This window comes from Rhodonellum sp. (assembly GCF_030656585.1).
Taxonomy (GTDB): domain Bacteria; phylum Bacteroidota; class Bacteroidia; order Cytophagales; family Cyclobacteriaceae; genus Rhodonellum; species Rhodonellum psychrophilum.
The window spans coordinates 42,108-68,182 of record NZ_JAUSPP010000005.1 but is presented as its reverse complement, the minus strand read 5'-3'; the positions used below and the strand labels follow the sequence as shown (position 1 = coordinate 68,182).

The following is a 26,075-nucleotide window of genomic DNA, read 5'->3' as shown; positions in this document are numbered from 1 at the left end:
AATATGCATTAGGCTTTCTTAGGATATTGAAGCCGAAAGAAAATCAGACAATTGGGTGACCAATTCCTGAAACCGGTATGGTGTAGTCAATGAAAGTCAGCAACAGGCTAATTATCAGATAAATTCAGCATTGAATGACATTCGTAATGCATGAAACGGGTTGAATAGGTTTTTTTAGTCTTTTGATTTCTCAAGGACTTTTTTCTTTGGAATTTTTTTATTGAGGTACTGAAATAGCTCAGGATAGGAACTGTGCTCATGATTGCTGACGGAAAAAGCGGTTTTGTCGTCAAAAATGATTGTCAGCTGTCTAAAATCCCTTTTGTTAGCCAGCATCCGCTCTTCCTCCCAAGCCAAGACCTGATTGAGATGATAGGATTTTGTTTGCCTCCGTAGCGGAAGTCGGGTGATTATTTTTCCCTGTCCAAAGGAAATGAATTTATATCCAGCCATCATTTTAACAAGTAGAATAAGCGCCAATAAAGTTAGCAGGGAGCTACTGAACAGATAAAAAATCAACCCATAGCTTCTTTCTGTTGCAAATTCATGTAATAAAAACACCAATCCGCTCAAAATAATGGCCAATACGATGCTAAGGGAGAAATAGGTGTTTTTTTTGGGTTTGCACTCGGTCATTTTTCCGCTCTTAATTCTTCCAGTCTTTTTTTGGAATACGCCACAAGGTCCTCAAAAAAATCGCCAAAATGAAGCCTCAAATATTCATGATGATTGTCCAGGAAGAGGTGGGCAGTTTCCATTTTGGAATCAAATCGCGTTCTTTTTGACATTCCTGTCATGGCGCGCCTGATTCCGTCAAGCTCTCCATATCCCGCTAACCAATTGTAATGCTTCATGTATTCGAAGGCCTTTAAGAAGTTTTCGGGAAGAATTTCCCTATGGGCCTCAATCGTCGCATAAACCTCCTGGGCAAATTCCTCTAAGGGTTGATGGTGGTAGTTGTTCCAATATTTTCCCAGAAAATAATCAAAATACATGTCGGTGATCACTGAAGAATATCTCCCATATTCGGGCTTGAGTATGCTTTGCGCTTCTTTGACCACTGGATGATGGTCCGTGAAATAATCGATATCTCTATGGAGCCTGATTCCTATCACAATATCTTTTACATAAACGGTGTCTATCGGTCCTCTTACGAAGTCACCAATAAAATTCCCAATGAGTACCTTTGGGTCCCCGAAGGATAAATATGCATGTGCTAGAAAATTCACCTTTATAAAAATCTTAAAACAATTTACTAAACACCAATGATAATATATTAGTTTTGAATTAAAAATTAATTGATGCCCGACATTCAGGAAGAGTTAAAATATTCGTTGAAATTGATTAAGCAGGAGTGGGAGGAAGACCTACAACAATATAAGAAAAAGTTTTTGTACACCTCCTTGTCCGATAGGAAAAAGGAAGGGATTTGCTGGTATCCCGTCCAGGTCAAAAATGTCAAATCAGGTTATGGGGATAAGTTTTTGATTGAATTGGAAAGATATGACTTGACCCAATCACATGTTTTTCAATCCGGGAAATCTGTCTCTGTTTTTTCCAACAACGAGAGTTTTCAGGGTCAGGAACACAGGGTGAATGGAGTGGTCAATATGGTCAAGAAAGAGAGTATGATCATCACCCTTCTTGAGGACGATTTGCCTGAGTGGCTTACAGATGGAAAAATCGGCATAGATCTTTTGTTTGATGAGGGAAGCTATCGGGAAATGGAGGCTACGCTCAAGGCCCTGATAAAATCGGAAAAAGGTAGGCTGAGTGAATTGAAAGAGATATTGCTTGGATACAAAAGTCCTGATTTTGACAATAAAATTCACCAAAACCAGCCAAATTTAAACCCCGTCCAAAATGAGGCGCTTGCGCTGATCCATCGCGCCAAAGATGTTGCCATTATCCATGGACCTCCGGGTACAGGTAAAACCACCACCTTGATCGCGGCGATCGTCCAAACCCTTCGAAGCCATCCCCAGGTATTGGTCTGTGCACCCAGCAATGCCGCGGTGGATTTGTTGGTGGAAAAATTGATCGATAATGGTATCACAACACTTAGAATTGGTCATCCTGCAAGGGTGGATGATAAAATCCTTTCCCAAACATTGGACGCAAAGGTTGCGTTGCACGAAAGTTATAAAGACCTCAGAAAACTCCGAAAATCTGCGGATGAATACAGGAAAATAGCGCGGAAACACAAACGCAATTTTGGTCCAGAGGAACGGATGCAGCGAAAACGACTCCTCGATGAAGTCACAAGATTGAGAAATGATGCCGAAAATCTGGAAAATTACATTCAATATGATATTTTTCAGAAAACGCAGGTCATTGCATCCACTTTGGTTGGCGCGAACAACAAATCCTTGAAAGGGATCAATTTCCCGGTGGTATTCATAGATGAGGCTGGACAGGGATTGGAAGCGGCCACCTGGATTCCGATTTTGAAGGCCGATAAAGTAGTGATGGCAGGGGATCATTGCCAATTGCCTCCCACCATCAAGTCCTATGAGGCAGCAAAAAACGGTTTGAGTGAGACCCTTTTCGAGAAAGTGATCAAGAGGCAAGCCCAAGCTTCCGTGATGCTCAGGCTGCAATATCGAATGCCTGAAAAAATAATGGGCTTTTCCAGCAAGTATTTTTACAGAAACGAATTGGAAGCTGCGGAGAACACAAAAAGCCACTTTTTGTTGGAGGACGAACCCGTTTTGACCTTCATCGATACGGCGGGAAGTGGCTACAGCGAGCATCAAGAAAATGAGTCTTTGAGTACCATGAACCTTCAGGAGGCGAGGTTTACCTTACAATACCTCGAGTCTTTGATCAAAAGGATCGGTATCTCCAATTTGAAAATGAAAGAATGGAACATTGGGCTGATTTCTCCCTATCGTGCACAAGTCAGGAAATTCCAGGAATTGATTTTCGAAAGTTTCGAATTCCCAAACCTTAGGTCTTTTTCCGAGTTACTCACCATCAATTCAATAGATGGTTTTCAAGGCCAGGAAAGGGATATTATTGTGATCAGTTTGGTCCGATCCAATGAAACAGGCGAAATTGGGTTTTTATCGGATACCCGAAGAATGAATGTGGCCCTTACCCGTGCCAAAAGGAAATTGGTGGTGATCGGCGACAGCGCAACCCTCAGCAGCAATCCCTTTTACGCGTCTTTTTTGGATTATGTGGACAAAAACGGAAGCTACCACAGCGTTTACGAGTTTTGAAAAGAGGGAGATCAATTCTCCCTTATTTTTTTGCCAAGGGATTCAAAATAGCTGTAATTCAAATAGCTCAAAACATCTCCAAAGGCAATCGTAGCATCCAACATTTCTTTTGGAACATCCCTGCTTCTCAACCTCGCCAGAAGCAACCCATAAATGCCATTGACGCAAACCTGGATTTCGTGTTTAGGGGATTTCTCTCCCGCTTCAAGGATCATTCTGATCACATGTGGTTTTGCTTTTGTATAAATGTCAAAATACGTCTGGTCTGACTTCAAAAGTTCCCAATGGATTTTTGCCAGTGCTTCCACACTTTCCTGGGTGGCCTCCAAATGTCCTTCATTCAATTTTCCTTCAGCTTTCATTGAAGCGATCAGTCCTTCAAACCAATCATAAGTTTCGTTTTTTTGCTCCTCGGAAATCGGATAATGGGCAATTACATATTGTTTGATGTCGGCGATTTCAAATGCATATGCCCGCAAAAGATCCTCCATCTGGTACATGTAAATGATGTATTCCCCTATATTTTTGGTTTTTTTGTTTTCGGCAACTTCTTTCATAAAGCTTTAATTTTGGGCAAAGATAGTGAAAACTAATTTTTTGACCTTTTACAGGCAAACATATCTCGAGAGGAGGAGTTTTGATTTTATGCAGGGCAAAATGGTTTAATAATCCGATTTTTACCTATTTTTGCCCACAGAATGGATATGCAAAAAATTAGGAATTTCTGTATCATTGCCCACATTGATCATGGCAAGAGTACACTGGCCGATCGCCTCCTTGAATTTACCAACACGGTAACAGGCAGGGAAATGCAGGCTCAATTGTTGGACAATATGGATCTTGAGCGTGAGCGTGGCATCACCATCAAGTCTCATGCGATCCAAATGAAATACATGTATAAGGATGAAGAGTACACCCTCAATCTGATCGATACCCCAGGTCATGTGGATTTTTCTTATGAAGTCTCTCGATCAATTGCTGCCTGTGAAGGTGCATTGTTGATCGTGGATGCTTCTCAGGGGGTCGAGGCCCAAACAATTTCCAATCTTTATTTGGCAATGGGCCATGACTTGGAAATCATCCCGGTTTTGAACAAAATTGACCTTCCTGGAGCAGACCCTGAGGCTGTCGCGGATGAAGTGATTGAATTGATCGGCTGTGATCGGGAAGATATTGTTTTGGCCTCCGGAAAGGAAGGAATTGGCATAGAAGATATCCTTCATGCAGTGATCCACCGGATTCCAGCGCCCAAAGGAGATCCAGAAGCGCCTCTTCAAGCCATGATTTTTGATTCTGTCTACAATCCCTTCAGGGGAGTGGAAGTTATTTTCAGGATATTCAATGGAACCATTCACAAAGGAGATAGAATCAAATTTGTCAATACGGGCCAGGAATATTTTGCCGATGAAATCGGAATCTTGGGGGTAAAACAAATCCCCCAAAAAACCTTGAGTGCCGGTGATGTAGGTTATCTGATTTCGGGAATCAAAGTTGCAAAAGAAGTGAAAGTGGGGGATACAATCACCCATATCAAACGTCCCTGCAGCGTCGCCATCAAAGGGTTTGAAAATGTCAAACCAATGGTTTTTGCGGGTATCTATCCTGTAGAGACAACCGAATTTGAGGAATTGAGAGCTTCCATGGAGAAACTCCAGTTGAATGATGCCTCCTTGGTTTGGGAACCGGAGACTTCAGCTGCACTGGGATTTGGTTTTCGTTGTGGATTTTTGGGGATGCTCCACATGGAGATCGTCCAGGAAAGACTCGAAAGGGAATTCAATATGACCGTGATCACTACGGTGCCATCGGTTCAGTTCAGGGCTTTGATGCAGAATGATGTCTTCAAAATTGTCAATGCGCCGTCGGATATGCCTGACCCAACGCTTTTCAAGCACATTGAGGAGCCTTTTGTCAAAGCTTCCATTATTACGGCCGCTGAATATGTTGGTCCAGTAATCCAGCTTTGTATGGACAAAAGGGGTCAGATCAAAAACCAGGTGTATTTGACTTCCGAAAGGGTTGAATTGACTTTTGACATGCCTTTGGCTGAAATTGTTTTTGACTTCTTCGATAAACTCAAAACCATCTCTAGGGGCTATGCTTCCTTGGATTATGAAATGAAAGGCTACCAACAATCTCATATGGTTCGGTTGGACGTCATGCTCAATGGGGAAGTGGTAGATGCTTTGTCTGCCATTGTGCATCGGGATAAAGCGTATGATTGGGGCAAAAGACTGTGTGAAAAATTGAAGGAGTTGGTGCCGAGACAAATGTTTGAAATCGCAATTCAAGCGGCTATAGGCTCCAAAATCATCGCTCGAGAAACGGTAAAAGCCCTTCGTAAAAACGTATTGGCGAAGTGTTACGGTGGTGATATTTCCAGAAAGCGAAAGTTGTTGGAAAAACAGAAGAAAGGTAAAAAGAGAATGAGACAGGTTGGCAACGTGGAAATTCCACAGGAGGCTTTCATGGCCGTGCTGAAACTTGATTGATTTTCATTTCTTAAAAAACATAAAATAACCATGCCCTTAATCATAGACGGTAAGAAAACATCCGAGGATATCAAGCAGGAAATCGCTGCTCGCGTCAAAGAAATCAAGAACGAAGGAGGTAAAATCCCACACTTGGCTGCGGTTTTGGTCGGAAATGATGGTGCAAGCCAAACCTATGTGGGGGCAAAAGTAAAATCCTGTGAGCAAGTCGGGTTTCAATCTACCTTGGTTAGACTGAATGAAGATGTCACTGAAGATGAATTGTTGAGGGTGGTGGACGAAATCAATGACAATCCCGACATTGACGGACTCATCGTCCAGTTGCCATTGCCCAATCATATTTCCATCCAAAAAGTAACCAATAAGATCAGACCTGAAAAGGATGTGGATGGTTTTACACCTGCCAATGTCGGAAGAATGGCCTTGGGATGGCCTACTTATGTTTCAGCGACGCCCTACGGCATTGTGGAATTATTGAAGAGGTACGAAATAGAAACTTCGGGTAAACATTGTGTGGTGATAGGGAGAAGCCATATCGTGGGTTCCCCGATGAGCATATTGATGGCCCGGAATGAATATCCGGGAAACTGTACCGTGACACTCACCCACAGTCGGACCAAAAATCTGGCTGAAATTGCGAAGACTGCCGATATTTTGATTGTGGCTTTGGGAAAACCTGGATTCGTAACCGCTGACATGGTCAAAGAAGGCGCTGTCGTGATTGATGTTGGGATTCATAGGATTGCCGACGCAACAAAAAAATCAGGCTTTAGATTGGTCGGGGACGTTAAATTTGAGGAAGTCTCCCAAAAAGCTTCCGCCATCACGCCCGTTCCGGGTGGAGTAGGTCCCATGACGATTGCATCCCTGCTTTACAATACCTTGTTGGCGGCCGAAAAGAAGGTGTATTAAGTCCAATTTTTGGGCTGAGGATATTGCGGGATCGATTCTTCCTTTGTGAAGTTTAAGGTTCAACAATGTACTGACCCTAATAGTCAGCAGTTTCCGTACCGACTTGGCTGCGTCCGGATTATTTGCTTAAAAAATCCTCATTTCTACTTGCAGGGAATGGCAAACCTTTCTACTTTTGCTGACCCTAATTGCGCACGTGGTGAAATTGGTAGACACGCCACTTTGAGGGGGTGGTGCCCGTTTGGGTATGGAAGTTCGACTCTTCTCGTGCGCACAAAAAGCCCCGAATTTCGGGGCTTTTTTTATTTGCGGTTGTTTGAATGCTGGGATTTTTGTTTACTTTTTCAATCGATTCAATTCTCACATCAAATGACACAAATCACCAAAATCTCTGTCTTGGCAGGAATGTTTTTTTTCTTACTGGCCCAAGCTTCATTCAGTCAAAATGCTCAATTTCCAATTGTAAAAGGACATGGTGGAATTTATGAAATTCCAGATGCAACCGAAAATCCGGATCCAAATGCGGTCTACAAGATAATTGTTGACCTGACATTTTCGGCAGAGGATCCTACCAAGGTGAATCGAATGGTTGACAACATCGCCAGAATGATCAACCTACATGGATTGGCGGGGACTCCCAAGGAAAACATCAAGGTAAAAGTGGTCGTCCATGGAGGCGCGATCTTTACTGTCTTGAAAGATGAAGCCTATGAGAAGCTCTATGGAGTCAAAAACCCCAATTTGGATGTGTTTAAGGCTTTGCAGGAAAGTGGGGTGGAAGTTTACATTTGTGGTCAATCTTTGTTAGCAAGAGCATTACGCACTTCTGACGTTTGGGAAGGGACCCAAATTGCTTTGTCTGCTTTGACGACGCTTACTACCTATATCCCTCAGGGATATGTTTATTTTAAGTTTTAAAAAAAAATAAATCTAAAGGGAGATTTCATCCGGTAAATGTTTGAAATGTTTTCTGTGGATGGGTGTCAATCCCAATGTCCTGATTCCATCCCTGTGTCTCTTTGTTGGATAACCAGCATTGGATTCCCAACCATAACCAGGATAGGTTTTGGCGTATTCGGCCATTAAATGATCGCGATAGACTTTTGCCAAAATAGAAGCAGCAGCGATGGAAGCAAAATTCTCATCTCCTTTGATCACACAACTGTAAGAATAAGGAAGGTGGGTATTGAAACGGTTGCCATCGATAAGCAGGTGTTCCGGCTGGATGATAAGGCCCTCTATCGCCCTGTTCATGGCCAAAAAAGAGGCGTGGAGGATGTTGATTGTGTCAATCTCCTCCACGCTTGCTTCCGCGACTGCCCAAGCAATTGCATTTGATTTTATCTCCAAAATCAGGCTTTCGCGATTGGTTTTTGTTAATTTTTTGGAATCGTTGATCAACGCATTCGCATACTGCGCAGGAAGAATGACGGCCGCTGCCACCACCGGCCCACAGAGACAACCTCGCCCAACTTCATCGCAGCCTGCCTCCAACCGATTAGATTCTAAATAAGGTCGTAGCATTTGTCGTTGGTGCATCTTCCTCTTCTCCCTTCTCTTTGTAATACTTATGGATCATCTCTGCTACCAGTCCCGTCCAGCCTGTTTGGTGCGAAGCACCCAATCCACGTCCATCCTCACCATGGAAATACTCATAAAAGAGAATGTAATCCTTGAAATGTGGATCCTCCTGCATCTTTTTACAGTTGCCATAGACAGGACGATACCCATGTTCATTTTTCATGAAGATTTTCATGTTTCTTAGGGAAAGTTCTTTTGCGATCAGATCCATGGTCAGGTAGTTTCCTGATCCTGTGGGATATTCGATGGAAAATTCACCCCCGTAGTAGAAGTCAAACTTTTTCAAGGACTCAATAATCAGGAAATTAATAGGGAACCAAATGGGGCCCCTCCAATTTGAATTTCCTCCGAACATGAGTGAATCCGATTCTCCTGGAGTATACCTCACGGTCAAAACATCACCATTCATCCGCATGCTGTAGGGATGTTTTTCATGTGCTTTTGACAATGACCTGATGCCGAATTCACTGAGGAATTCTTGGGGATTCAGCATTTTTTGCAAAATACTTTTCATTCTATGTCCCCTTAGCAATGAAAACAGTCTTCGCTTTTCATTCCCGGGTTGAATCCAGCTGGAAACCAAGGCTGCCAATTTTGGCTTTTCCCGCATGAAGAAATCCATTCTTCGCCTAAACTCAGGCAGTCCTTCAAACATTTCTTCACGAATAGGCTCAACAGCAAACAATGGGATGATTCCCACGATTGACTTCACTTTCATCACCTTCGGCTCTTTTCCTGGGAGATGCAATACATCGTAGAAGAAATTGTCTTCGTCATCCCAAAGACTGATGTTTTCTCCAGAAATGTTGCTCATCGCTCCTGCGATGTATAGAAAATGTTCCAGGAATTTGGTCGCTGTGAATTGATAAACTTTGTTGAAAGCGCAGAGGTCAAGGGATATCCGCAGCATGTTGAGGGAAAACATGGCCATCCATGAGGTCGCATCTGCCTGCTCCAGTTTTCCGCTGTATTTGTGGGCATGACTCCTGTCAAATACCGAGATATTGTCCAAGCCTAAGAAACCGCCTTCGAATATATTCTTTCCGTCATTGTCTTTCTGGTTGATCCACCAAGTGAAATTGAGCATGAGCTTATGGAATGCCCTTTCAAGGAATTCCTGGTCCCCTTTGCCGCCATTCATCTTTTTGTCAATTTGATAAACGCGTTGGACAGCATAGGCATGAACAGGTGGGTTGACATCGCTAAAATTCCACTCATAAGCAGGAATCTGCCCGTTGGGATGCATGTACCATTCATTGAGCAGGAGGACCAATTGGTTTTTGGCAAAATCGGGGTCTATTCTGGCTATGGGGATACAATGGAAGGCCAAATCCCAAGCGGCATACCATGGATATTCCCATTTGTCGGGCATGGAAATGATGTCATAATTCTGTAAATGTCGCCACTTATTATTTCTCCCTTTTTTTCTTGCGACAGGTGGAACGTATCTTCCTGTATCACCTTCCAGCCAGCGCTCCACATTATAATAGTAGAATTGTTTGCTCCACATCATTCCTGCATAGGCTTGCCGCTGGATATTGAGATGGTCTGCGTCCTTTACTCTTTTTTGGATTTCCAGATAAAATTCATCGGCTTCATTGTGCCGATTTTCCATGATTTCCTCAGCAGTGACCGTTTCGTCGGTCATGCTTTGATGGGTCATTCTGAATTTCACTACCTCTTTTCCTCCGGCAGGAATGGTTAATTTATAGATGGCAGCGGCCTTGGTTCCGAAATCATCCGGATTAAGATGGTTGTCATTTCCATCAATCAGGTAATCATTGATGGCATCCTTTAGGAATTTTTTTTCGTTTTTGATCCCGTAAAGTTTTTCTCGATTGGTTTCGTTGTCACAAAACTTTAATTCTGGAGTACCTTCAAAATTGAAAAAATAATTTCCTGATTTGGGAGAAAAGGCTGTTATGTTGTTTTCATCTGTTTTGTAAAGTTTGGGCATAAAAGGCTCATGGCCCGTGAACCAAGTTTTTCTGAACCACATAGTGGGCATTACCCAGATTTCGGCATCCTCACTCCCCCTATTGTGAATGGTGGCGATGCCTACCAAATCCTCTATATCTTGCTTGGCATACTCTAGGAAAATATCGAAATAAGCGTCGTCATCAAAAATACCTGTATCGATCAGTTCATATTCCTTGTCCGCCTTGGTTCTTCTTCTGTTTTCATCTATCAAGTCACTGTAAGGAAATTCGCGCTGAGGATACTTGTAAAGCATCTTCATGTAGCTGTGGGTGGGTGTGGAGTCAAGATAGTAATAGATTTCCTTCACATCTTCCCCGTGGTTTCCCTGATTTCCGGTAAGTCCAAAGAGCCTTTCCTTGATCAAGGGATCTTTTCCGTTCCAAAATGCCCACGCAATGCAAAGCTTTTGCTTGTAATCACAAACGCCACCAATTCCTTCTTCCCCCCAACGGTAAGCCTTGCTCCGCGCTTCTTCATGGGTCACGTTTTCCCAAGCCGAGCCATCAAGACTGTAATCTTCGCGTACCGTTCCCCATTGTCTTTCCGTAAGATAAGGTCCCCATTTTTTCCAATGCTTCTTCCTATCGCGGTCCTCTTCCAGCCTTATTTTTTCTATATTCATTGATGTAATTCGCAAATAAACAATCACGAATTTATCGAATTTTGGATTAAGGATGATGCGAATGCACTTTTGGGGGGTGATTTTTTTTAAAATTAATATTCCGCAACCGATTGAAATCTCTCAAATGGGCATTTATGAAAAAAAATAAAAGAGGGAATTATTACCTAGATTTGGATTATCAAAACTTTTTTTGGGCAAAATAAAAAATCAGGAATGGTAGATTACCCGAACATGGCCTTATTTATGGGGTTCGGACCTAGGTTGGTTTCGCCAGAAGTAGATGTCTTATTGGACAAAACTCCTTTAAATATTGACTTAAATTGGGAAACCCAAGATGCGTGGTTTTCGGCTTCCGAAAGGTCTGATCGAAGATGCTTGTCAAACACGCCAAAATCGAAGGATTTTGCAATGGTCCCAACTCCCGCCAGAGAGGCATCCAGCGCATTGCAAGTTTGTTCAAAATGCTTTTTGACAGGAACCATCATCACAGGTTTTCCGAGGTACATCGCTTCACAGATGGATTCAAATCCAGCAGTGCTGACAAAACCCCTGCATTTTGCCATTTTTGTTAAAAACAATCGGTCATTTACCTGGTGGAAGACCACGTTTGGAAGTGGACAGTATCGTTCCGGCATTCCCATTTTGTCCCAAAAAGCTTCAATTTTTAGCTCGGGATTGTTTTTGGCATAGTGGAGCACTTCTTCGCTGTATCCAGAATTCACCATGTAAGTGAGTATATAATCTCCTTTTTCCGGTTGTAAATCAAAAATTGATTTTCTTAACAATGGGGGCAGAACATGTAAATTACTTCTTTTGCTTTTTGGGAGATTTCGAAAAGAAAGTGCGAAAAATTCGTCTGCCCCCAAGGCGGTGATGTGGGTGTTCAGCTGGAAAAGTATTTTTGGGAGGATATTCCCACTGGGGAAAGGGAAATCAGGATGTAAGCTGAGGTATTGATGGCCAATGACCCATAATCTACAGGAGGGTCTGTATCTTGCATTGTAAAGACCACCAAGCAAATCATAAAAATTCAGGAGAATGTCGGGTTGATGCTTGGAAACCAATTCGTGGATTTTCCGCAAGCTCCTTTGGAATGTTGGTAAATTCCGAAGGTTTTTCCGAATTGTTTTTCCCAACAATACTCCCTTGTGATTTTTGTCAGTGACGAAATTTGGACTTTCTACCAGAAGAAGTGGGCAAGTCAATTTCTCCTTCACAAAATCCGGGATTTCCCTTCTCTGGCTGGTCCCAATGCAGACTGCCGCAACTTCATGTCCCATTTCATCAAGCATTTCAAAAAGTGAGATGGCCTGGGTCATGTGTCCCCTTCCTTCTCCCTGGACAATAAACACGAATTTCATGTCAGAACTGAAAGGGGTGGATAATCTCTGAGTTCAGTAATCCTTGGAACGCTACCGTTTTCAATTCCCTGTGGATCTCCAATGGAGCGATCTCATTTTCAGGTTTTTGCTTGAAATCAATCTCGTTGTAATAGATCAATTGCCAATTCCCGTCGTGGTCTTCGGCCAATGCGCTCATTGTTTCCACCCAATCGCCGGAATTTAAATAGTGAATTCCGTCGATCATTCTGTTTTCGGGATGGTGAATATGCCCACAAATTATTCCGTCGCATCCTTTGGCTTTGGCCATTTTGGAAAGTTCTTCCTCATATTGGTCAATGTAGGAAACAGCTGATTTTACCTTGCCTTTTACATACTGGCTGAGGGAAAAATAGGGGAGACCTCTTTTTCTTCTCTGAAAATTGACCATCCTGTTGATCCAAAGTAAAAAAGTGTAGCCAATATCGCCCAAATATGCAATCCAACGAAGATTGGTTGTGATGCTGTCAAAAATATCTCCGTGGGTAATGAAATATTTTTTTCCGTGGCTTTCATAAACCATGTCTGTTTGGATAGACAGATTTCCGATCTTTAGGGGTAAAATCTGATCTAAGAAATCATCATGATTGCCCCGAAGGTAAAAAACCTTGGTATTGTCCTGCTCCATCATTTTGAGCATTCTATTGAAAAACCGGGTGTGTTTTCTTTTCCAGGAGCCGGATTTTTTGAGTTGCCATCCATCGATGATATCCCCGTTCAGGATCAGATTTTCACATCGGTAAGTCTTGAGAAACCTGCTTACCTCCTTTGCTTTTGATCCCTTGGTGCCCAAGTGGACATCTGAGATCACGATGGTTTTGAAATGAGTTTTCAAATGCTATCTGTTTTGCTTGCAAGCTACAACAGCAGTTTGAACTGGTCATGACGTGATTGTTATGAAAACAATATCCTTTTAGAATTTGAGTTGGGCATTGTCAAGAGAAAGTTAAGGGAAAGCAAATAAAAAAAAGAATCATGAATGTAGGGGAGAGTCAACGGCCTTATTCCGGGAATTGCACCGCTTACCAGTTGATTGGGGAATCCCTATTTTATCCGTTGAATATCAACTTGAAAGTTGTCCCCTCACCGAGTGTTGACCGGACTTGGATGTTTCCTTTGTGTCTCCTCATGATCTGCTTGGAAAGACTGAGTCCGATGCCGGAGCCGGTCTTTTTGGTGGTGAAAAAAGGGATGAAGATTTTCGACAATGCTTCTTCTTCTATGCCTTTCCCGGAGTCTTTGACTTCCAAGATGATTTTGCCTGCCTCGTCGATGAAGGCTTCCAAGGTAATGATCCGGAAAGGGGAATCCTCAACGGCATGGATGGCATTCTGGATCAGATTAATCAGGACTTGTTCGATTAAATTTTGGTCCCCAAAAAGAATGAGGTCTTCTGGGTTGATATGTTTTTTTAGAAGGATTTGATTTCTTTCAAACTGGTTTTGAAGTAGGGTCTCCATTTGATCAAATAGATTTTGGATTGAAATCGCTCGGAATTTTGGAGTAGGGATATGGGCGAGGCTTCTAAAATCGCTCACAAAATTGATCATCCCCTCACTCCGCTTTTCTATCGTGCTGATTGCCATAAGGTAATCCTCCAGGTCTTGGGGTGGCACGGGAATGTTGTCCTCGATTTTGGACTCCAATTCACCTTTGATCGTCGCGGCAAGTGATGATATGGGGGCAATGGAATTCATGATTTCATGGGTGAGCACCTTGACCAGGTTTTGCCAAGCCTCCATTTCTTTTTCCTCCAATTCACTTTGGATATTTTGAAGCGAGACCAATTTGAATTTCACGTCCCTCATGACCAACTCAATCACGTACACCGAAAGCTGCATGATTCCGTCCGGATGGGCGATTTTGATCAGTTCGCTTCCTCCAGTACGCAGACTATGAATGGCTTGGTAGAGCTCTTTGTTGATTTTATCGACTTCATTGATGTTGATTAACTGACCGATGTCCAACATCCTTTTTGCGGCGGTGTTGATGATTTGGACTTTTCCTTCTTCGTCGAAGGTGATCAAACCAATGCTCAAGTGTTGGAAAACTGAGCGGAAGTACTGGTAGTTCGCCTCTTTCTCCGCCTGATCTTCCTGGAGCTTGGCCAGGATGGCATTGAATTCGATGTGGAGATCATCAGTTTCTGTCCCATCAAATTTGACCGGATAAAGCGTGGTATAATTGTCTTGTTTGATATTGTTGAGAAACTGACGCACTTTTTTAAAGGAGCTTTCGGCATAGCCCAATAAAAAAATGATCTGCGCCGACACCAGAATGACAAAAAGGGAAATCGCAAAGACTCCCGTACCGCTGAAAATGGTGTAGGCGAGTAGAAATAGAGAAATGGCGAGAAGGATAATCCTTCCCAACAAACCAACTTTATAATCCATATTTTTCTAATCTTCTATACAAAGATGCTCGGGTTAGCCCGAGTTCTTTGGCTGCTTTAGAAATATTTCCCCCATTTTTGTCAATGGCTTTTTGGATGACATTCTTTTCGACCTCATCCAAATTGAAGCTTGCAGGGGCGGAGACTTTTTCATTCGTTGGTTTGGCTGACAAAAAGAAAAAATCACGACTGTCCAGCTCATCGCTTTCTGCCATGATGATGGCCCTTTCTATCGCATGTTGCAGTTCCCGTATGTTTCCCGGCCAATTGTACCGCTGGAGGAGTTGCATTGCCGCAGGTTTGAAGCCACGGAATTCCTTCCTGTACTTTTGTGAATAGATTTTCAGGAAATGTTCTGCCAAAACAGGGATGTCATCCTGCCTTTCCCTTAAGGGTGGAAGAAAAATTTCCACAGTATTGATCCGATAGAGTAAATCCTGTCGGAAGCCATTTTCCATTACCATCTCATGCACATGCATGTTGGTGGCACAGATGAGTCGAATGTCCACGGGAATGGCCTTGTTGGTGCCAATGCGGGTAACCTCCCTTTTCTGAAGAACGGTGAGTAGTTTGGATTGAAGAGGCATGCTGAGGTTGCCAATTTCGTCCAAAAAAAGCGTTCCCTGATCAGCAATCTCAAACCTTCCTGCCCGGTCTTCTTTTGCGTCTGTGAATGCACCTCTTTTGTGACCAAACAATTCGCTCTCAAATAGGGATTCCGTGATCGAACCCATGTCTACTCCCACAAATATTTCATCCTTACGAAGGGATCTGTCATGGATTGCTCTGGCAATCAATTCTTTTCCAGTTCCGTTTTCTCCCAAAATCAAAATATTCGCATCCGTCTTGGCTACTTTGTCGATGATGGAAAAAATGTTTTTCATGGAGGCACTGTGGCCGATAATGTCTGTATAAGGTTTCTTTAGATCCGATTGAAGCTGTTTCTGCTTTTTGGAGAGTTTGTCCACTGTGTCATAACTCTCTTTAAGCCGAGAAGCGGAAGTCAATGTGGCCAAGAGTTTCTCATTTTGCCAAGGTTTAAGGATAAAGTCAGATGCTCCTTCTTTCAATGCCCGAACGGCCATTTCCACATCTCCAAATGCTGTGATCAAGATGACGACAGCTTTAGGATCTATTTCTTTGATTTGTTTTAACCAATGGAAACCCTCTTTGCCGGAGGTGGTGTCTTCCGTAAAGTTCATGTCCAAAAGGATCACATCATAACTGTTGTTGTTGACCAAAAAGGGGATTCTCCGTGGATCTTTTTCGATGCTTACTTCCTTTGCATGTTTTTTCAACAGCATTTTAGCGGCAAACAATAAGTCTTCATTGTCATCAATGATCAGGATTTTTCCGAGTGTTTGGTTTTCCATAATATTCTTTTTTTAAATACCAGTCAAAATGGTGCCATTTCCATAAATGCCTAAATACCCATTGGTTAGACAAATTTATTGATTTTTTTGTTCATAATCGAACACAATTATCGCAAAATCGCACACTTTTCCAAACTACTTCTGCAATGGTTTTTATCCCTTTCAAAAATTATTAACTTTGTGTCCTTACAAAATCTAAAAAAATATTATGTCAGTAGCAAGCAAAGGAAATTCAGTAAAAGTTCACTACACAGGAAAGTTAACCGACGGAACGGTTTTCGACTCATCCGAGAATAGGGAGCCGCTTCAATTTACCCTTGGTGATGGAAATATGATCAAAGGATTTGATGCAGCTGTTTACGGCATGGCAATCGGTGACGACAAGAGCATCACGATTCCTTCTGTAGAGGCCTATGGTGAAAAGAGAGAAGATATGATGGTGGAGATACCTTTGACAGAGGTTCCTGAGCATATCAAGCCAGAAGTTGGAATGGAGTTAAGTCTTCAGGGCCAAAACGGTCAACCGATGCCTGTAAAGGTGGTGAACGTGGATGCCGAAAAAATAACATTGGATGCAAACCATCCTTTGGCAGGTCAGGACTTGATATTTGACATCAAACTGGTTGAAATTATATAATCAATCTCAATGATATTCAAAAAATACCCGGGAAACTGTTTTTCAGCTTTTCCGGGTATTTTTCATTTGTCGCGAAGTGGCGTATCTTCTTTTTTGTAGATGGATATTTGGCCTGGGTCGAATAGCAGCACCGAATTTGGGTTGACCAAAATATTTTTAGAGTTTGAGTTTGCCGGAAGAGGAATTTTTTCTTGTATCCCCGATTGGAAATTCATGAGGATTATTTCTCCTTTTGAAATAAATACCAGATTGTTTTTCCAAAAAGATAATTTTAGATCCAACACAATCGGAAGGGACCGAATAAAATTTGCTTGATTATCAAAAATATATACTCCTTCGTTTTTGATATTCAAGAAAACCATGTTTTGGTATTCTTTGATTTCGATGATTTCAAGGTCCGAATTTTTCAGAACAAGGTTTAAAGGTTGCTGTTGGATGACCAGGTTGCGTCGGTAATCCAATTGTTTCAGAGAAAAATCAGACTCGTCAAAGACCCAAATGATATTGTTATTGCCCAATGTGGCAGCCTTGGCTAAAAAAATATTATCCTGTTGGATTTTGTTTTCGGTGATGGGATTGAGAAAGCGATCTAGAATTCGATATTCCTGAAGATCAGTAGAAAAAGTAAAGATGTTAACTGTCCAAGAAGCCTCTAATTGAGACAATCTGCCTTGCCTGCTTGGAGAGAAAATATTTTGGAAGTTCCCATCTCTGTCGAATTGGGAAATATTCCCCTCTAGATTGGCAACGAAGATAAACCCTTGGTTATCCATAGAAACCAGATGGATTCTTTCCAACGGGATATTGGCATGTTGATTCCATGTTGATGTCTGTGCAAATCCTCCAAATGTGAGGAGCATGGAAGTCAAAACCAGGAACATCCTTGTCATCATTGAAAGGTTTTGATTTTAAATTCCTTGCCGTCAAATTCACCATAGGTAAAGTGATTTACCCATTCTCCCAAATTGAAATATCGCGATGATTTGCCAACGGGAAGATCCAGTGGGAGATGGCGGTGGCCAAATATATAATAATCAAAATGGCGGTGTTCTTGAATGGTTTTGCAATACTGCCATAGCCATTCATCTTCACCTTTGAATTCGTTTTCGTTTTTCAGGTCATTGGTGATGCGGCTGCTGCCTGACCATTTTTGGGCAAACTTTATCCCAAGATCTGGATGTACCCATTTGAAAAGCCATTGGCATGCACTGTTGGTGAAGATTTTTTTCAGGATTTTATACCTGTTGTCCCCAGGTCCCAATCCATCACCATGTCCAATCAAAAACTTTTTGTTTTCGATCTGAAGTTCTATTGGGTTTTGATGTACGGGTATCCCAAGTTCATCGGTAAAATAATTTTTCATCCACAGGTCATGGTTTCCCGTGAAAAAACAAATTGGGATATTTTTATCCCTTAGTTGCGCGATTTTACCTAGAAACCGAATAAATCCTTTTGGAACGACTTTTTCATATTCAAACCAAAAATCAAATATGTCCCCAACCAAAAAGATGGCAGCGGCTTCGTCTTCGATTGAATTCAGCCATTGAATGATTTTATCTTCGCGAATCTTGCTGCTTTTTTCATCAGGTGCCCCCAAATGGAAATCCGAGGCGAAAAAAACTTTCTTTTGATGAAGTTGAATGTTCATGTTTTGGGAATGATTTTTCAAAGATAAAAAAATACAGGTAACAGAAATGAAAAAGCCTCCCGATTGTGGGAGGCTTTTATGCTTTTACTGATAATATCAATCTTTGTTTTCACTGATGTTTTGAACTTCCGCTTCAGCAGGATCTTCAGGTTTTTCGTCTTTAGCGACTTCTTTTTCTGAAACCTCAACTTTAACAGGTACTTTTTTGGTATAGGCCTCATAAGTGGTCTCCTTGGCAAAGGGTCTCTTTCCAATCAACCTTTCCAAATCAGATTGGAATATGATTTCTTTCTCGAGAAGTTCTTGGGCCAAAGTTTCTACCTCAGCCTTTTTGCTGTTCAATAAAGCTTTCGTCCTTTCATATGCCTGAGAGATAAGTTTTCGGACTTCCTCATCGATGGTTTCAGCAGTGGTTTCGGAATAGGGCTTTGTCATCTTGTAGTCGTTTCCTTTGCTTTCGTAGAAAGAAACGTTTCCGATCTTGTCATTCATACCATAAACAGTGACCATGGAATAGGCAACTTTGGTTACTCTTTCCAAATCACTCAAGGCTCCGGTGGAGATCTTGCCAAAGATAATCTCTTCTGCAGCTCTTCCTCCCAATGTCATACAGATTTCATCCAAAAGTTGTTCGGTTTGATAAAGGAACTGTTCTTTTGGAAGATACTGCGCATAGCCCAAGGCTGCGATCCCCCTAGGAACGATACTTACTTTCACCAATGGATCCGCATGCTCAAGGAACCAACCCGCCACTGCATGACCTGCCTCATGGTAAGCCACAATTCTCTTTTCTTCAGGAGAAATGATTTTGGTTTTCTTTTCCAATCCACCAATGACACGGTCAACGGCATCTTGGAAATCCTGCATGTCCACCGCAGATTTGTTTCTCCTTGCGGCGATCAACGCGGCTTCGTTGCACACGTTGGCAATTTCTGCTCCCGCAAAACCCGGGGTTTGGGCCGCCAGTTTCTTCGGGTCAATGTCATCTGCCACTTTTATAGGCGCCAAATGCACCTTGAAGATGGCTTCCCTTCCCACGATATCCGGTTTGTCAATGCTGATTTGTCTGTCAAATCGTCCAGCTCTCAACAAAGCGCTGTCCAATACGTCAGGTCTGTTGGTCGCAGCCAAGACGATAACACCTGAATCTGTGCCAAAACCATCCATTTCCACCAAAAGGGAATTCAATGTGTTTTCACGCTCATCGTTTGAACCAGGCATTTGACCTTTGCCCCGAGACCTACCAATGGCATCAATTTCATCGATGAATATAATACAAGGGGCTTTTTCCTTGGCTTGTTTGAACAGATCCCTTACACGTGCAGCACCAACTCCGACAAACATCTCTACGAAATCAGAACCTGACAAAGTAAAGAATGGAACGCCAGCTTCGCCTGCAACAGCTTTCGCCAAAAGAGTTTTACCTGTCCCTGGAGGTCCTACCAACAATGCACCCTTAGGAATTTTACCTCCCAATTTGGTGAATTTTGCAGGGGTCTTCAGAAATTCAACGATTTCTTGAACTTCTTCCTTGGCCTCATCCAATCCAGCCACGTTATCAAAAGTAATTTTGATTTTGGTATCTGCATCAAATAATTGCGCTTTGGATTTACCCACATTGAATATTTGGCCACCTGGTCCGCTTGGTCCGGACATTCTTCGCATCATGATCCAAAACAGTAGGAACAAAAGTATGAGGAAGCCGAAGCTTGAGAACCAATTGGTCCAGCTTTCTTGGGTTTTTGCGGTATATCCAATCCTGGAATCAATCGGCATATCCGCCTCCAAGGCATCGAAATATTCAATGAACTTATCTACGGATGCGATTCTGACCTGATAATGCGGGCCTGTTGGATTGAAAAACGGGCTATTGGCTTCCAGTTCATCTTTGTATTTGTTGTTCTGTAGAGACTCTGGTCTAAGTGTGACTTCTACGGAGTTTTGATTGTAGATGACCACCACTTTTGACACATCGTTCGCCAGATACATGTCCTCAAACTTTTTTAGCGTGACGTCAATCACAGCACTCCGCTGATTGAACCACGTGACGCCTATCAAGACGATGACCGCGGTGATGATCAACCAGAGCTGAAAATTCGGCTTTTGAGGTGTTTTTGGTAAGAAACTTTTATTTTTAGTCTTCTCGCTCATTGCTTGCTTGTTATTCTTTTAACTTGTAGTAAAACGAATTTGGAAAGTGAAAGTTCAAATCGATTTTCAATCAATATGCTTCACTTCGGCATCGCCCCACAATTCTTCGAGTCCATAGAACTGTCTTTTGTCCTTCAGGAAAATATGAACTACAACATTCACATAGTCCATTAGGATCCATTCTTTGTTATTCTTCCCTTCACTTCTCCAAGGCTTTTCCTTATTGGTTTTTTGAACCTCTGCTTCTACGGATTCGGAAATGGCTTCAATCTGGGTGTCAGAATTTCCTGAACAAATCACAAAAAAATCAGTGAATGAATTTTTCAAGCCTCTCAGGTCCATTACGACAATGTCGGAAGCTTTTCTTTCTTCCATTCCTTTTACAATTACTTTACTCAGCGCTTCTGCTGTCATATATTTTTTTATTTAACGTATATTTCGGATTCCGCTTTACAGAATTTAAATATCCAAATTGAAAGACAAATTAACTAATTACAATGTATAAATTCCTTGCCAATACGATTTTTTTGGGGAAAGATATTATTTCTCTGACAGAGTGTCATTCGACCAATGACCTTGCCATGGAAAGAGTCAAGGCAAAGGTGGCTGCCGAAGGAAGTATCATCATTTCTGAAAAACAAACCAAAGGTAGGGGACAAAGAGGGAACCAATGGCAAAGCGAGGCGGGTAAAAATTTGACTTTTTCCATAATACTGAGGCCTGATTTCCTCGATCCCACTGAACAGTTTGACATGAATATAGCCGTATCCCTTGCGATTTGGGAAGTTTTGAATGATTATGCCAATGGTTTGAAGGTCAAATGGCCCAATGATCTTTATCATGAATCCGAAGGGAAAATCGGTGGTATCCTGATCGAAAACAGTATTGGAAGCAGAGGAATTGATTTTTCTGTGATTGGCATTGGTTTGAACATCAATCAAAAAGATTTCGCGATTTCAGGTGCCAGTTCCCTGTACAACCTGTCAGGTTTGGAATTTGACAGGTGGGAGGTTTTTAAACTGCTCATTCAGGCTTTGGAAAAAAAATACATGATGCTCAAAAAAGGGGGAAGGGAATTCCTCCGTGCTTCTTATATCCAAAACCTGTATCAATTTGGGGAATTGAAAAGCTATGAGGATGGTGAGAAATTCCTGGGTAGAATTACCGGAATCACTCAGGAAGGAAAGCTAATCATCGAAAAAGAAAACGGAACCAAGAACCATTATGGCTTTAAAGAAGTTACCTTTTTGTGAAAACCAGGTTTTCTTTTTGTGTCAAAATGCTGTAAATTTGAATTTTAATTCTTGAAATAAACTCTTTAAAATCTTAAATATGTCCGAAATAAAATCAGATAAATTCATCAACTTCAAAGTGAAAGACATTTCACTGGCTGAGTGGGGAAGAAAAGAAATCAGGCTTGCCGAGGCAGAAATGCCAGGATTAATGTCACTTAGGGAAGAATTTGGGCCGACACAACCTTTGAAAGGTGCCAGAATCGCTGGTTGTCTCCACATGACAATCCAAACAGCAGTTTTGATAGAAACCCTTGCTGCCTTAGGTGCAGAGGTAACTTGGTCCTCCTGCAATATTTTTTCAACACAGGATCATGCAGCTGCAGCCATTGCAGCCGCCGGAATTTCAGTTTATGCTTGGAAAGGCATGACTGCCGAAGAATTTGATTGGTGCATTGAGCAAACTATCTTCTTTGGCGAGGATAGAAATCCATTGAACATGATTTTGGATGATGGTGGTGATTTGACCAATATGGTGTTGGATCATTTTCCGGAATTGGTATCTGGAATCAAAGGACTTTCGGAAGAAACCACCACAGGTGTTCATAGATTGTATGAAAGGATGAAAAATGGCACTTTGCCAATGCCTGCGATCAACGTGAATGATTCTGTGACGAAATCCAAATTTGACAACAAATATGGCTGTAAGGAATCTTTGGTGGATGCCATCAGAAGAGCGACAGACGTGATGATGGCAGGTAAAGTTGCTGTAGTCGCAGGTTATGGTGATGTAGGGAAAGGATCTGCGGCTTCTCTCAAAGGAGCAGGTGCAAGGGTGATTGTTACTGAAATAGACCCAATTTGTGCCCTTCAGGCGGCCATGGACGGATTTGCCGTGAAAAAGATGGTCAATGCCATCAGTGAAGCGGATATTGTGGTGACTGCAACAGGGAATATGAATATTATTTCTGAAGTGCATTTTCGCGCCATGAAAGACAAGGCCATTCTTTGTAATATCGGACATTTCGACAATGAAATCGATATGGCTTGGTTGAACAAAAACTACGGACAAACCAAGGATGTCATCAAACCACAGGTAGATCTTTATACGATTGATGGAAAAGAAATCATTGTTCTTGCCGAAGGCAGATTGGTGAACTTGGGTTGCGGTACGGGACATCCTTCTTTTGTGATGTCCAATTCCTTCACGAATCAGACTTTGGCCCAACTTGAGTTGTGGACCAATACGGATCAATATGAGCCAGGCGTTTATGTATTGCCAAAGCATCTTGATGAGAAGGTTGCTGCTTTGCACCTTTCAAAATTGGGTGTTGAATTGGATTTGCTTTCCGCAGATCAAGCCGAGTACATCGGCGTGACTCCAGAAGGACCATTCAAGCCAGAATATTACAGATACTAAGATTCAGTGTAAATCACTATAAGTAAAAAGCCTTTGAAGTCTAAAAGATTTCAAAGGCTTTTTTGTGTTCATGCCTCTGCCAATCAATTCCAAATAAAATGGTGTGCCTGATCAATATAAAATAATAGACTGTTATTTTCGGTATTCAAAATCCCGTCCAAAAACAGGGCGAATTGTGGGGTTAAATGGAAGGGGAATCTCCCCGGGAATTATTTCTGTTGCCACCAATAATCACTTTCCTAATTCTGTTCCCTCTTGCCTAAATACCAAAGTCCGCCCATCGGACAAGGCAATGACAGCTTTTGGTTCACAGGCGCCTTCTTGTTGATATTCAAGATTGTGTCGTAAGGATTGGGTTGGGGTTCTGAATATTTCCCAGTTTTCAAGTCCTTCAGAGGCAAGAACAATTCCCTGTTTCACGCAATTTGTTTTGTAAATACGGGGAAAGGTTTGGGTCATCTTGATTTTTCTTCCAGTCAAATTCCTTCCTTCCAGATTTCCCGATGTTTTATATTCCAATAGAGTGCCGTTTTGAAAAGATAACTGATGGCCAAAACTACCAGATATTTTTGTGGAGGAGCCAAATTCATCAATGATCAACATGTCCTCAAAAAGCTCAGTCCTTTTACTCTGAGGGAAGACTCCACGCGTTTGCTTAAAAATCCGGGTTCCTTCTATTTTTGTAGTTCCGATGCTGTATTGATCATATACCATCAGCACATTGCTTTCCAAAACATTGGGTGATAGAAATTGAAGTGTGATCTTTCCGACTCGTTTCAGTTTTTGACTTGAACAATCCACTTGTTTCGAGAAAGTCAATGTAACCAATTTGAGGGTTTCATCTATACCGATAAGCGGGCATCCAGGGACGATAGAGGCTTTTGGCAGCGAATCATTTGATTTTAATGTGTCGTTCATCGCAGTCCTGTATTGGTCCAAAGTCAGGAACGCATAATATAAAGGCTCCTCAAGTGCCAGCGAAACATTGAAAATCTCCTTTCCTTCTACCTGGAGATCGGTGGTGATGTTTCGGTCGATGTCATTCGAACAGGCGGTCGCCGAAACGAGAAGTAAGAGAAAGAGAATGTATTTTAACATATTGGCTCAGTTCAAATGCCAAAGTTAATTCCTTTGAATTATAAAAAAAATGAAGCTGTCTTACCAGACACCATAGTTTTTTTTACCCATTGGATTAACTATCTTACCTTTTTATAAATCCAAAATAATTTGAATTGACAAGATGCTATATACTGAAGGAATGTTAAAAGAAGGCGCTTTGAAGGGCAAGACGATCCTGGTCACAGGGGGAGGAACCGGTTTGGGAAAATCCATGGGCTCGTACTTCTTGAAATTAGGGGCGAATCTGGTAATCACCAGTAGGAAACTGGATGTGTTGCAAGCAACAGCAAAGGAAATGGAAGCCGAATCTGGGGGGAAGGTTTTGGCCTTGGCCTGCGATGTCCGTGAAATCGATCAGGTGGAGAAGATGTGGGCAGACGCAAATGCTCATTTTGGTCAGGTTCATGCCGTCTTGAACAATGCTGCGGGAAATTTTATCAGTCCCACAGAAAGACTTTCCACCAATGCATTCAATACCGTATTGGACATTGTTCTGAAAGGAACTTCCCAGGTGACCTTGACTGCCGGAAAACATTGGATCAAGGAAAAACAATCCGGGACCTTCTTGAATATCGTAACCACTTATGCTTGGACGGGTTCCGGTTATGTCGTGCCCAGTGCTGCGGCCAAGGCAGGGGTTTTGGCAATGACCAGGTCTCTGGCGGTTGAGTGGGCCAAGTATAAAATCCGATCGAATGCCATCGCGCCAGGCCCATTTCCGACGGAGGGTGCTTGGAGCCGATTGCTTCCAGGTGATTTGGTAAAGAAATTTGACCCTGCCAAAAAAGTACCTGTGGGACGGGTAGGGGAACATCAGGAATTGGCCAATTTGGCAGCCTATCTCCTGTCTGATTTTTCGGCTTATGTCAACGGTGAAGTCATAACCATTGATGGTGGTGAATGGCTTCAAGGCGCTGGTGAATTTAATAATCTGGATGCAATACCTCAGGAAATGTGGGATATGATGGAGGCTTCCAGGGGAAAAAAGCCATGAGCCCCAAGGTCGTTTGGGGATATTTGAAATCGAAATGGAAGATCAGGAATTTGTAGTCCTTCCATTGATCCAAGTCATCGGTCGCCTAGTTTTTGCTGGGTAAGGCGATGGCTTGGTGTTTGTTTCATGCCGCCTTCAGGAATGCTGTCGGGTTTCACTGATTTTTTTTTTGTCGCTTTTAGGTTGTTGAATGAATTCAATATTTATGCAAATGGACTTGAATTGGATAAAAAAACAAATTTCCATAAGAGATTCATTTTGCGGAAAATGAGGCGATTATAATTTTCAACAAAAATTCTATACATTTATCATCACGAACATCATTACCTTTGTTTCGTAAATACATCCATTGAAACAATTTATAAAAATAGCGCTTCTCCTTCTTTTTGTGTTTTTCAACGCAGGACTGAGTTATTCTATGCATTATTGTGGGGAGGATTTTCAGCTTATCAATCTTTATGGAGAAAGCAAGACCTGTTGCCCAAGTGAGAAACCAATGCCAGGTTGTTGTGATGATGTTTCCAATTTAGATCTCCCCAATACAGATCAGCAACAAATCGATTTACTGGATTTCCAGACTTTGCCCATTCCTAGTATCGTCCCGGAGTTTTTTGAATTTCAAATGCCTACATCCATAAAGGAGAAAGTATTGGGTTTTTCTAACTCCTCTCCACCATATCTTCACAAAACACCGATTTATATTTCCATTCAAGTTTTTTTGATCTGATTTTTTCTTTTTCTCTTAAGGATATCTCTTAATTCAATGGATTGAGATTTTCCAACATCGTTTATTCCCTAGTCCAAGCCCATCGGTTTTCACAACCGAAAAAACCAGGGGAGGCGAGATTCCAAATGAATTTACAGCATAACGATAAACCATCATGGCTTTGAGGATAAATACCCAATCTGCTTATGGTTA

General features: G+C 42.0%; 23 protein-coding genes and 1 tRNA gene. 10 read left to right on the top strand and 14 right to left on the bottom strand.

The genetic code is table 11. The features are described 5' to 3' along the window. Positions 1 to 174 precede the first annotated feature (174 nt). Both Q7J63_RS00680 and Q7J63_RS00675 read right to left on the bottom strand, forming a co-directional pair. Positions 175 to 636: a hypothetical protein gene (locus Q7J63_RS00680; protein WP_304883558.1), complete on the bottom strand. Its 462-nt coding sequence runs from the start codon at positions 634 to 636 to the stop codon at positions 175 to 177. Next, positions 633 to 1,229, bottom strand: a complete 597-nt coding sequence (locus Q7J63_RS00675) for an ACP phosphodiesterase (RefSeq protein ID WP_019597962.1) — start codon at positions 1,227 to 1,229, stop codon at positions 633 to 635. Before Q7J63_RS00675 ends, Q7J63_RS00680 begins: the two co-directional genes overlap by 4 nt. Before the next feature lie 72 nt (positions 1,230 to 1,301). Here Q7J63_RS00675 and Q7J63_RS00670 point away from each other — a divergent pair, with 72 nt between their 5' ends. Beyond that, positions 1,302 to 3,224, top strand: coding sequence for an AAA domain-containing protein (locus tag Q7J63_RS00670; RefSeq protein WP_304883557.1), 1,923 nt, complete (start codon positions 1,302 to 1,304; stop codon positions 3,222 to 3,224). Between the two features lie 11 nt (positions 3,225 to 3,235). On the opposite strand, the gene Q7J63_RS00665 is transcribed toward Q7J63_RS00670, so the two are convergent. Next, the gene (locus Q7J63_RS00665; protein WP_304883556.1) at positions 3,236 to 3,781 is read right to left on the bottom strand and encodes a DUF4924 family protein; all 546 of its coding nucleotides are present in this window, start codon (positions 3,779 to 3,781) and stop codon (positions 3,236 to 3,238) included. Between the two features lie 141 nt (positions 3,782 to 3,922). Between Q7J63_RS00665 and lepA the strand changes: the two genes are divergently transcribed. From lepA to Q7J63_RS00645, 4 genes are all read left to right on the top strand, one after another. Further along, entirely contained in the window at positions 3,923 to 5,716 is a 1,794-nt protein-coding gene (gene lepA, locus Q7J63_RS00660) for a translation elongation factor 4 (protein WP_019597959.1), read from the top strand. Between the two features lie 30 nt (positions 5,717 to 5,746). After that, complete coding sequence (locus Q7J63_RS00655) at positions 5,747 to 6,628, top strand: bifunctional 5,10-methylenetetrahydrofolate dehydrogenase/5,10-methenyltetrahydrofolate cyclohydrolase (RefSeq protein WP_304883555.1); 882 nt, start codon at positions 5,747 to 5,749, stop codon at positions 6,626 to 6,628. A gap of 190 nt (positions 6,629 to 6,818) precedes the next feature. After that, positions 6,819 to 6,902 (top strand) — tRNA-Leu (locus Q7J63_RS00650). A 95-nt stretch (positions 6,903 to 6,997) separates the two neighbouring features. Then, on the top strand, positions 6,998 to 7,546 hold the full coding sequence (locus Q7J63_RS00645) for a DsrE family protein (protein WP_304883554.1): 549 nt from the start codon (positions 6,998 to 7,000) through the stop codon (positions 7,544 to 7,546). A 12-nt stretch (positions 7,547 to 7,558) separates the two neighbouring features. Here Q7J63_RS00645 and Q7J63_RS00640 read toward each other — a convergent pair whose 3' ends face one another. From Q7J63_RS00640 to Q7J63_RS00615, 6 genes are all read right to left on the bottom strand, one after another. After that, the gene (locus Q7J63_RS00640; RefSeq protein WP_026333645.1) at positions 7,559 to 8,152 is read right to left on the bottom strand and encodes a ribonuclease HII; all 594 of its coding nucleotides are present in this window, start codon (positions 8,150 to 8,152) and stop codon (positions 7,559 to 7,561) included. Next, a complete protein-coding gene (locus Q7J63_RS00635) occupies positions 8,127 to 10,811 on the bottom strand; it encodes a glucosidase (RefSeq protein WP_304883553.1) in 2,685 nt (894 codons plus the stop codon). Before Q7J63_RS00635 ends, Q7J63_RS00640 begins: the two co-directional genes overlap by 26 nt. 221 nt (positions 10,812 to 11,032) lie before the next feature. Then, entirely contained in the window at positions 11,033 to 12,172 is a 1,140-nt protein-coding gene (locus Q7J63_RS00630; RefSeq protein WP_304883552.1) for a glycosyltransferase family protein, read from the bottom strand. A gap of 1 nt (position 12,173) precedes the next feature. Continuing rightward, complete coding sequence (locus Q7J63_RS00625; RefSeq protein WP_019597953.1) at positions 12,174 to 13,025, bottom strand: UDP-2,3-diacylglucosamine diphosphatase; 852 nt, start codon at positions 13,023 to 13,025, stop codon at positions 12,174 to 12,176. Positions 13,026 to 13,239: 214 nt separating this feature from the next. Continuing rightward, positions 13,240 to 14,583, bottom strand: a complete 1,344-nt coding sequence (locus Q7J63_RS00620; protein WP_019597952.1) for a PAS domain-containing sensor histidine kinase — start codon at positions 14,581 to 14,583, stop codon at positions 13,240 to 13,242. Beyond that, positions 14,573 to 15,955 carry a sigma-54 dependent transcriptional regulator gene (locus Q7J63_RS00615; protein ID WP_019597951.1) on the bottom strand — a complete coding sequence of 461 codons (1,383 nt, stop codon included), beginning with the start codon at positions 15,953 to 15,955 and terminating at the stop codon, positions 14,573 to 14,575. The genes Q7J63_RS00620 and Q7J63_RS00615 overlap by 11 nt, the downstream gene beginning before the upstream one ends. Before the next feature lie 208 nt (positions 15,956 to 16,163). On the opposite strand from Q7J63_RS00615, the gene Q7J63_RS00610 reads away from it, so the two are divergent. Continuing rightward, positions 16,164 to 16,592: a peptidylprolyl isomerase gene (locus Q7J63_RS00610; RefSeq protein ID WP_019597950.1), complete on the top strand. Its 429-nt coding sequence runs from the start codon at positions 16,164 to 16,166 to the stop codon at positions 16,590 to 16,592. Between the two features lie 62 nt (positions 16,593 to 16,654). Here Q7J63_RS00610 and Q7J63_RS00605 read toward each other — a convergent pair whose 3' ends face one another. From Q7J63_RS00605 to rsfS, 4 genes are all read right to left on the bottom strand, one after another. Beyond that, positions 16,655 to 17,485 (bottom strand): hypothetical protein, encoded by an 831-nt coding sequence (locus Q7J63_RS00605; RefSeq protein ID WP_304883551.1) that lies wholly within the window; start codon positions 17,483 to 17,485, stop codon positions 16,655 to 16,657. Beyond that, on the bottom strand, positions 17,482 to 18,240 hold the full coding sequence (locus Q7J63_RS00600; protein WP_019597948.1) for a UDP-2,3-diacylglucosamine diphosphatase: 759 nt from the start codon (positions 18,238 to 18,240) through the stop codon (positions 17,482 to 17,484). Before Q7J63_RS00600 ends, Q7J63_RS00605 begins: the two co-directional genes overlap by 4 nt. A 96-nt stretch (positions 18,241 to 18,336) precedes the next feature. After that, positions 18,337 to 20,391 carry an ATP-dependent zinc metalloprotease FtsH gene (gene ftsH / locus Q7J63_RS00595; protein WP_019597947.1) on the bottom strand — a complete coding sequence of 685 codons (2,055 nt, stop codon included), beginning with the start codon at positions 20,389 to 20,391 and terminating at the stop codon, positions 18,337 to 18,339. A 66-nt stretch (positions 20,392 to 20,457) separates the two neighbouring features. Then, a complete protein-coding gene (rsfS, locus tag Q7J63_RS00590) occupies positions 20,458 to 20,805 on the bottom strand; it encodes a ribosome silencing factor (RefSeq protein WP_022582133.1) in 348 nt (115 codons plus the stop codon). 83 nt (positions 20,806 to 20,888) lie between these two features. Between rsfS and Q7J63_RS00585 the strand changes: the two genes are divergently transcribed. Both Q7J63_RS00585 and ahcY read left to right on the top strand, forming a co-directional pair. Next, on the top strand, positions 20,889 to 21,644 hold the full coding sequence (locus Q7J63_RS00585; RefSeq protein WP_019597945.1) for a biotin--[acetyl-CoA-carboxylase] ligase: 756 nt from the start codon (positions 20,889 to 20,891) through the stop codon (positions 21,642 to 21,644). A 79-nt stretch (positions 21,645 to 21,723) separates the two neighbouring features. Continuing rightward, positions 21,724 to 23,043 (top strand): adenosylhomocysteinase, encoded by a 1,320-nt coding sequence (gene ahcY / locus Q7J63_RS00580; protein ID WP_304883549.1) that lies wholly within the window; start codon positions 21,724 to 21,726, stop codon positions 23,041 to 23,043. 231 nt (positions 23,044 to 23,274) lie between these two features. On the opposite strand, the gene Q7J63_RS00575 is transcribed toward ahcY, so the two are convergent. Continuing rightward, positions 23,275 to 24,141: a hypothetical protein gene (locus Q7J63_RS00575; RefSeq protein ID WP_304883547.1), complete on the bottom strand. Its 867-nt coding sequence runs from the start codon at positions 24,139 to 24,141 to the stop codon at positions 23,275 to 23,277. 142 nt (positions 24,142 to 24,283) lie between these two features. On the opposite strand from Q7J63_RS00575, the gene Q7J63_RS00570 reads away from it, so the two are divergent. Beyond that, positions 24,284 to 25,156, top strand: coding sequence for an SDR family oxidoreductase (locus tag Q7J63_RS00570; protein ID WP_026333644.1), 873 nt, complete (start codon positions 24,284 to 24,286; stop codon positions 25,154 to 25,156). Between the two features lie 349 nt (positions 25,157 to 25,505). Then, positions 25,506 to 25,883, top strand: coding sequence for a hypothetical protein (locus tag Q7J63_RS00565; RefSeq protein WP_304883544.1), 378 nt, complete (start codon positions 25,506 to 25,508; stop codon positions 25,881 to 25,883). The last annotated feature ends 192 nt before the right edge of the window (positions 25,884 to 26,075 follow it).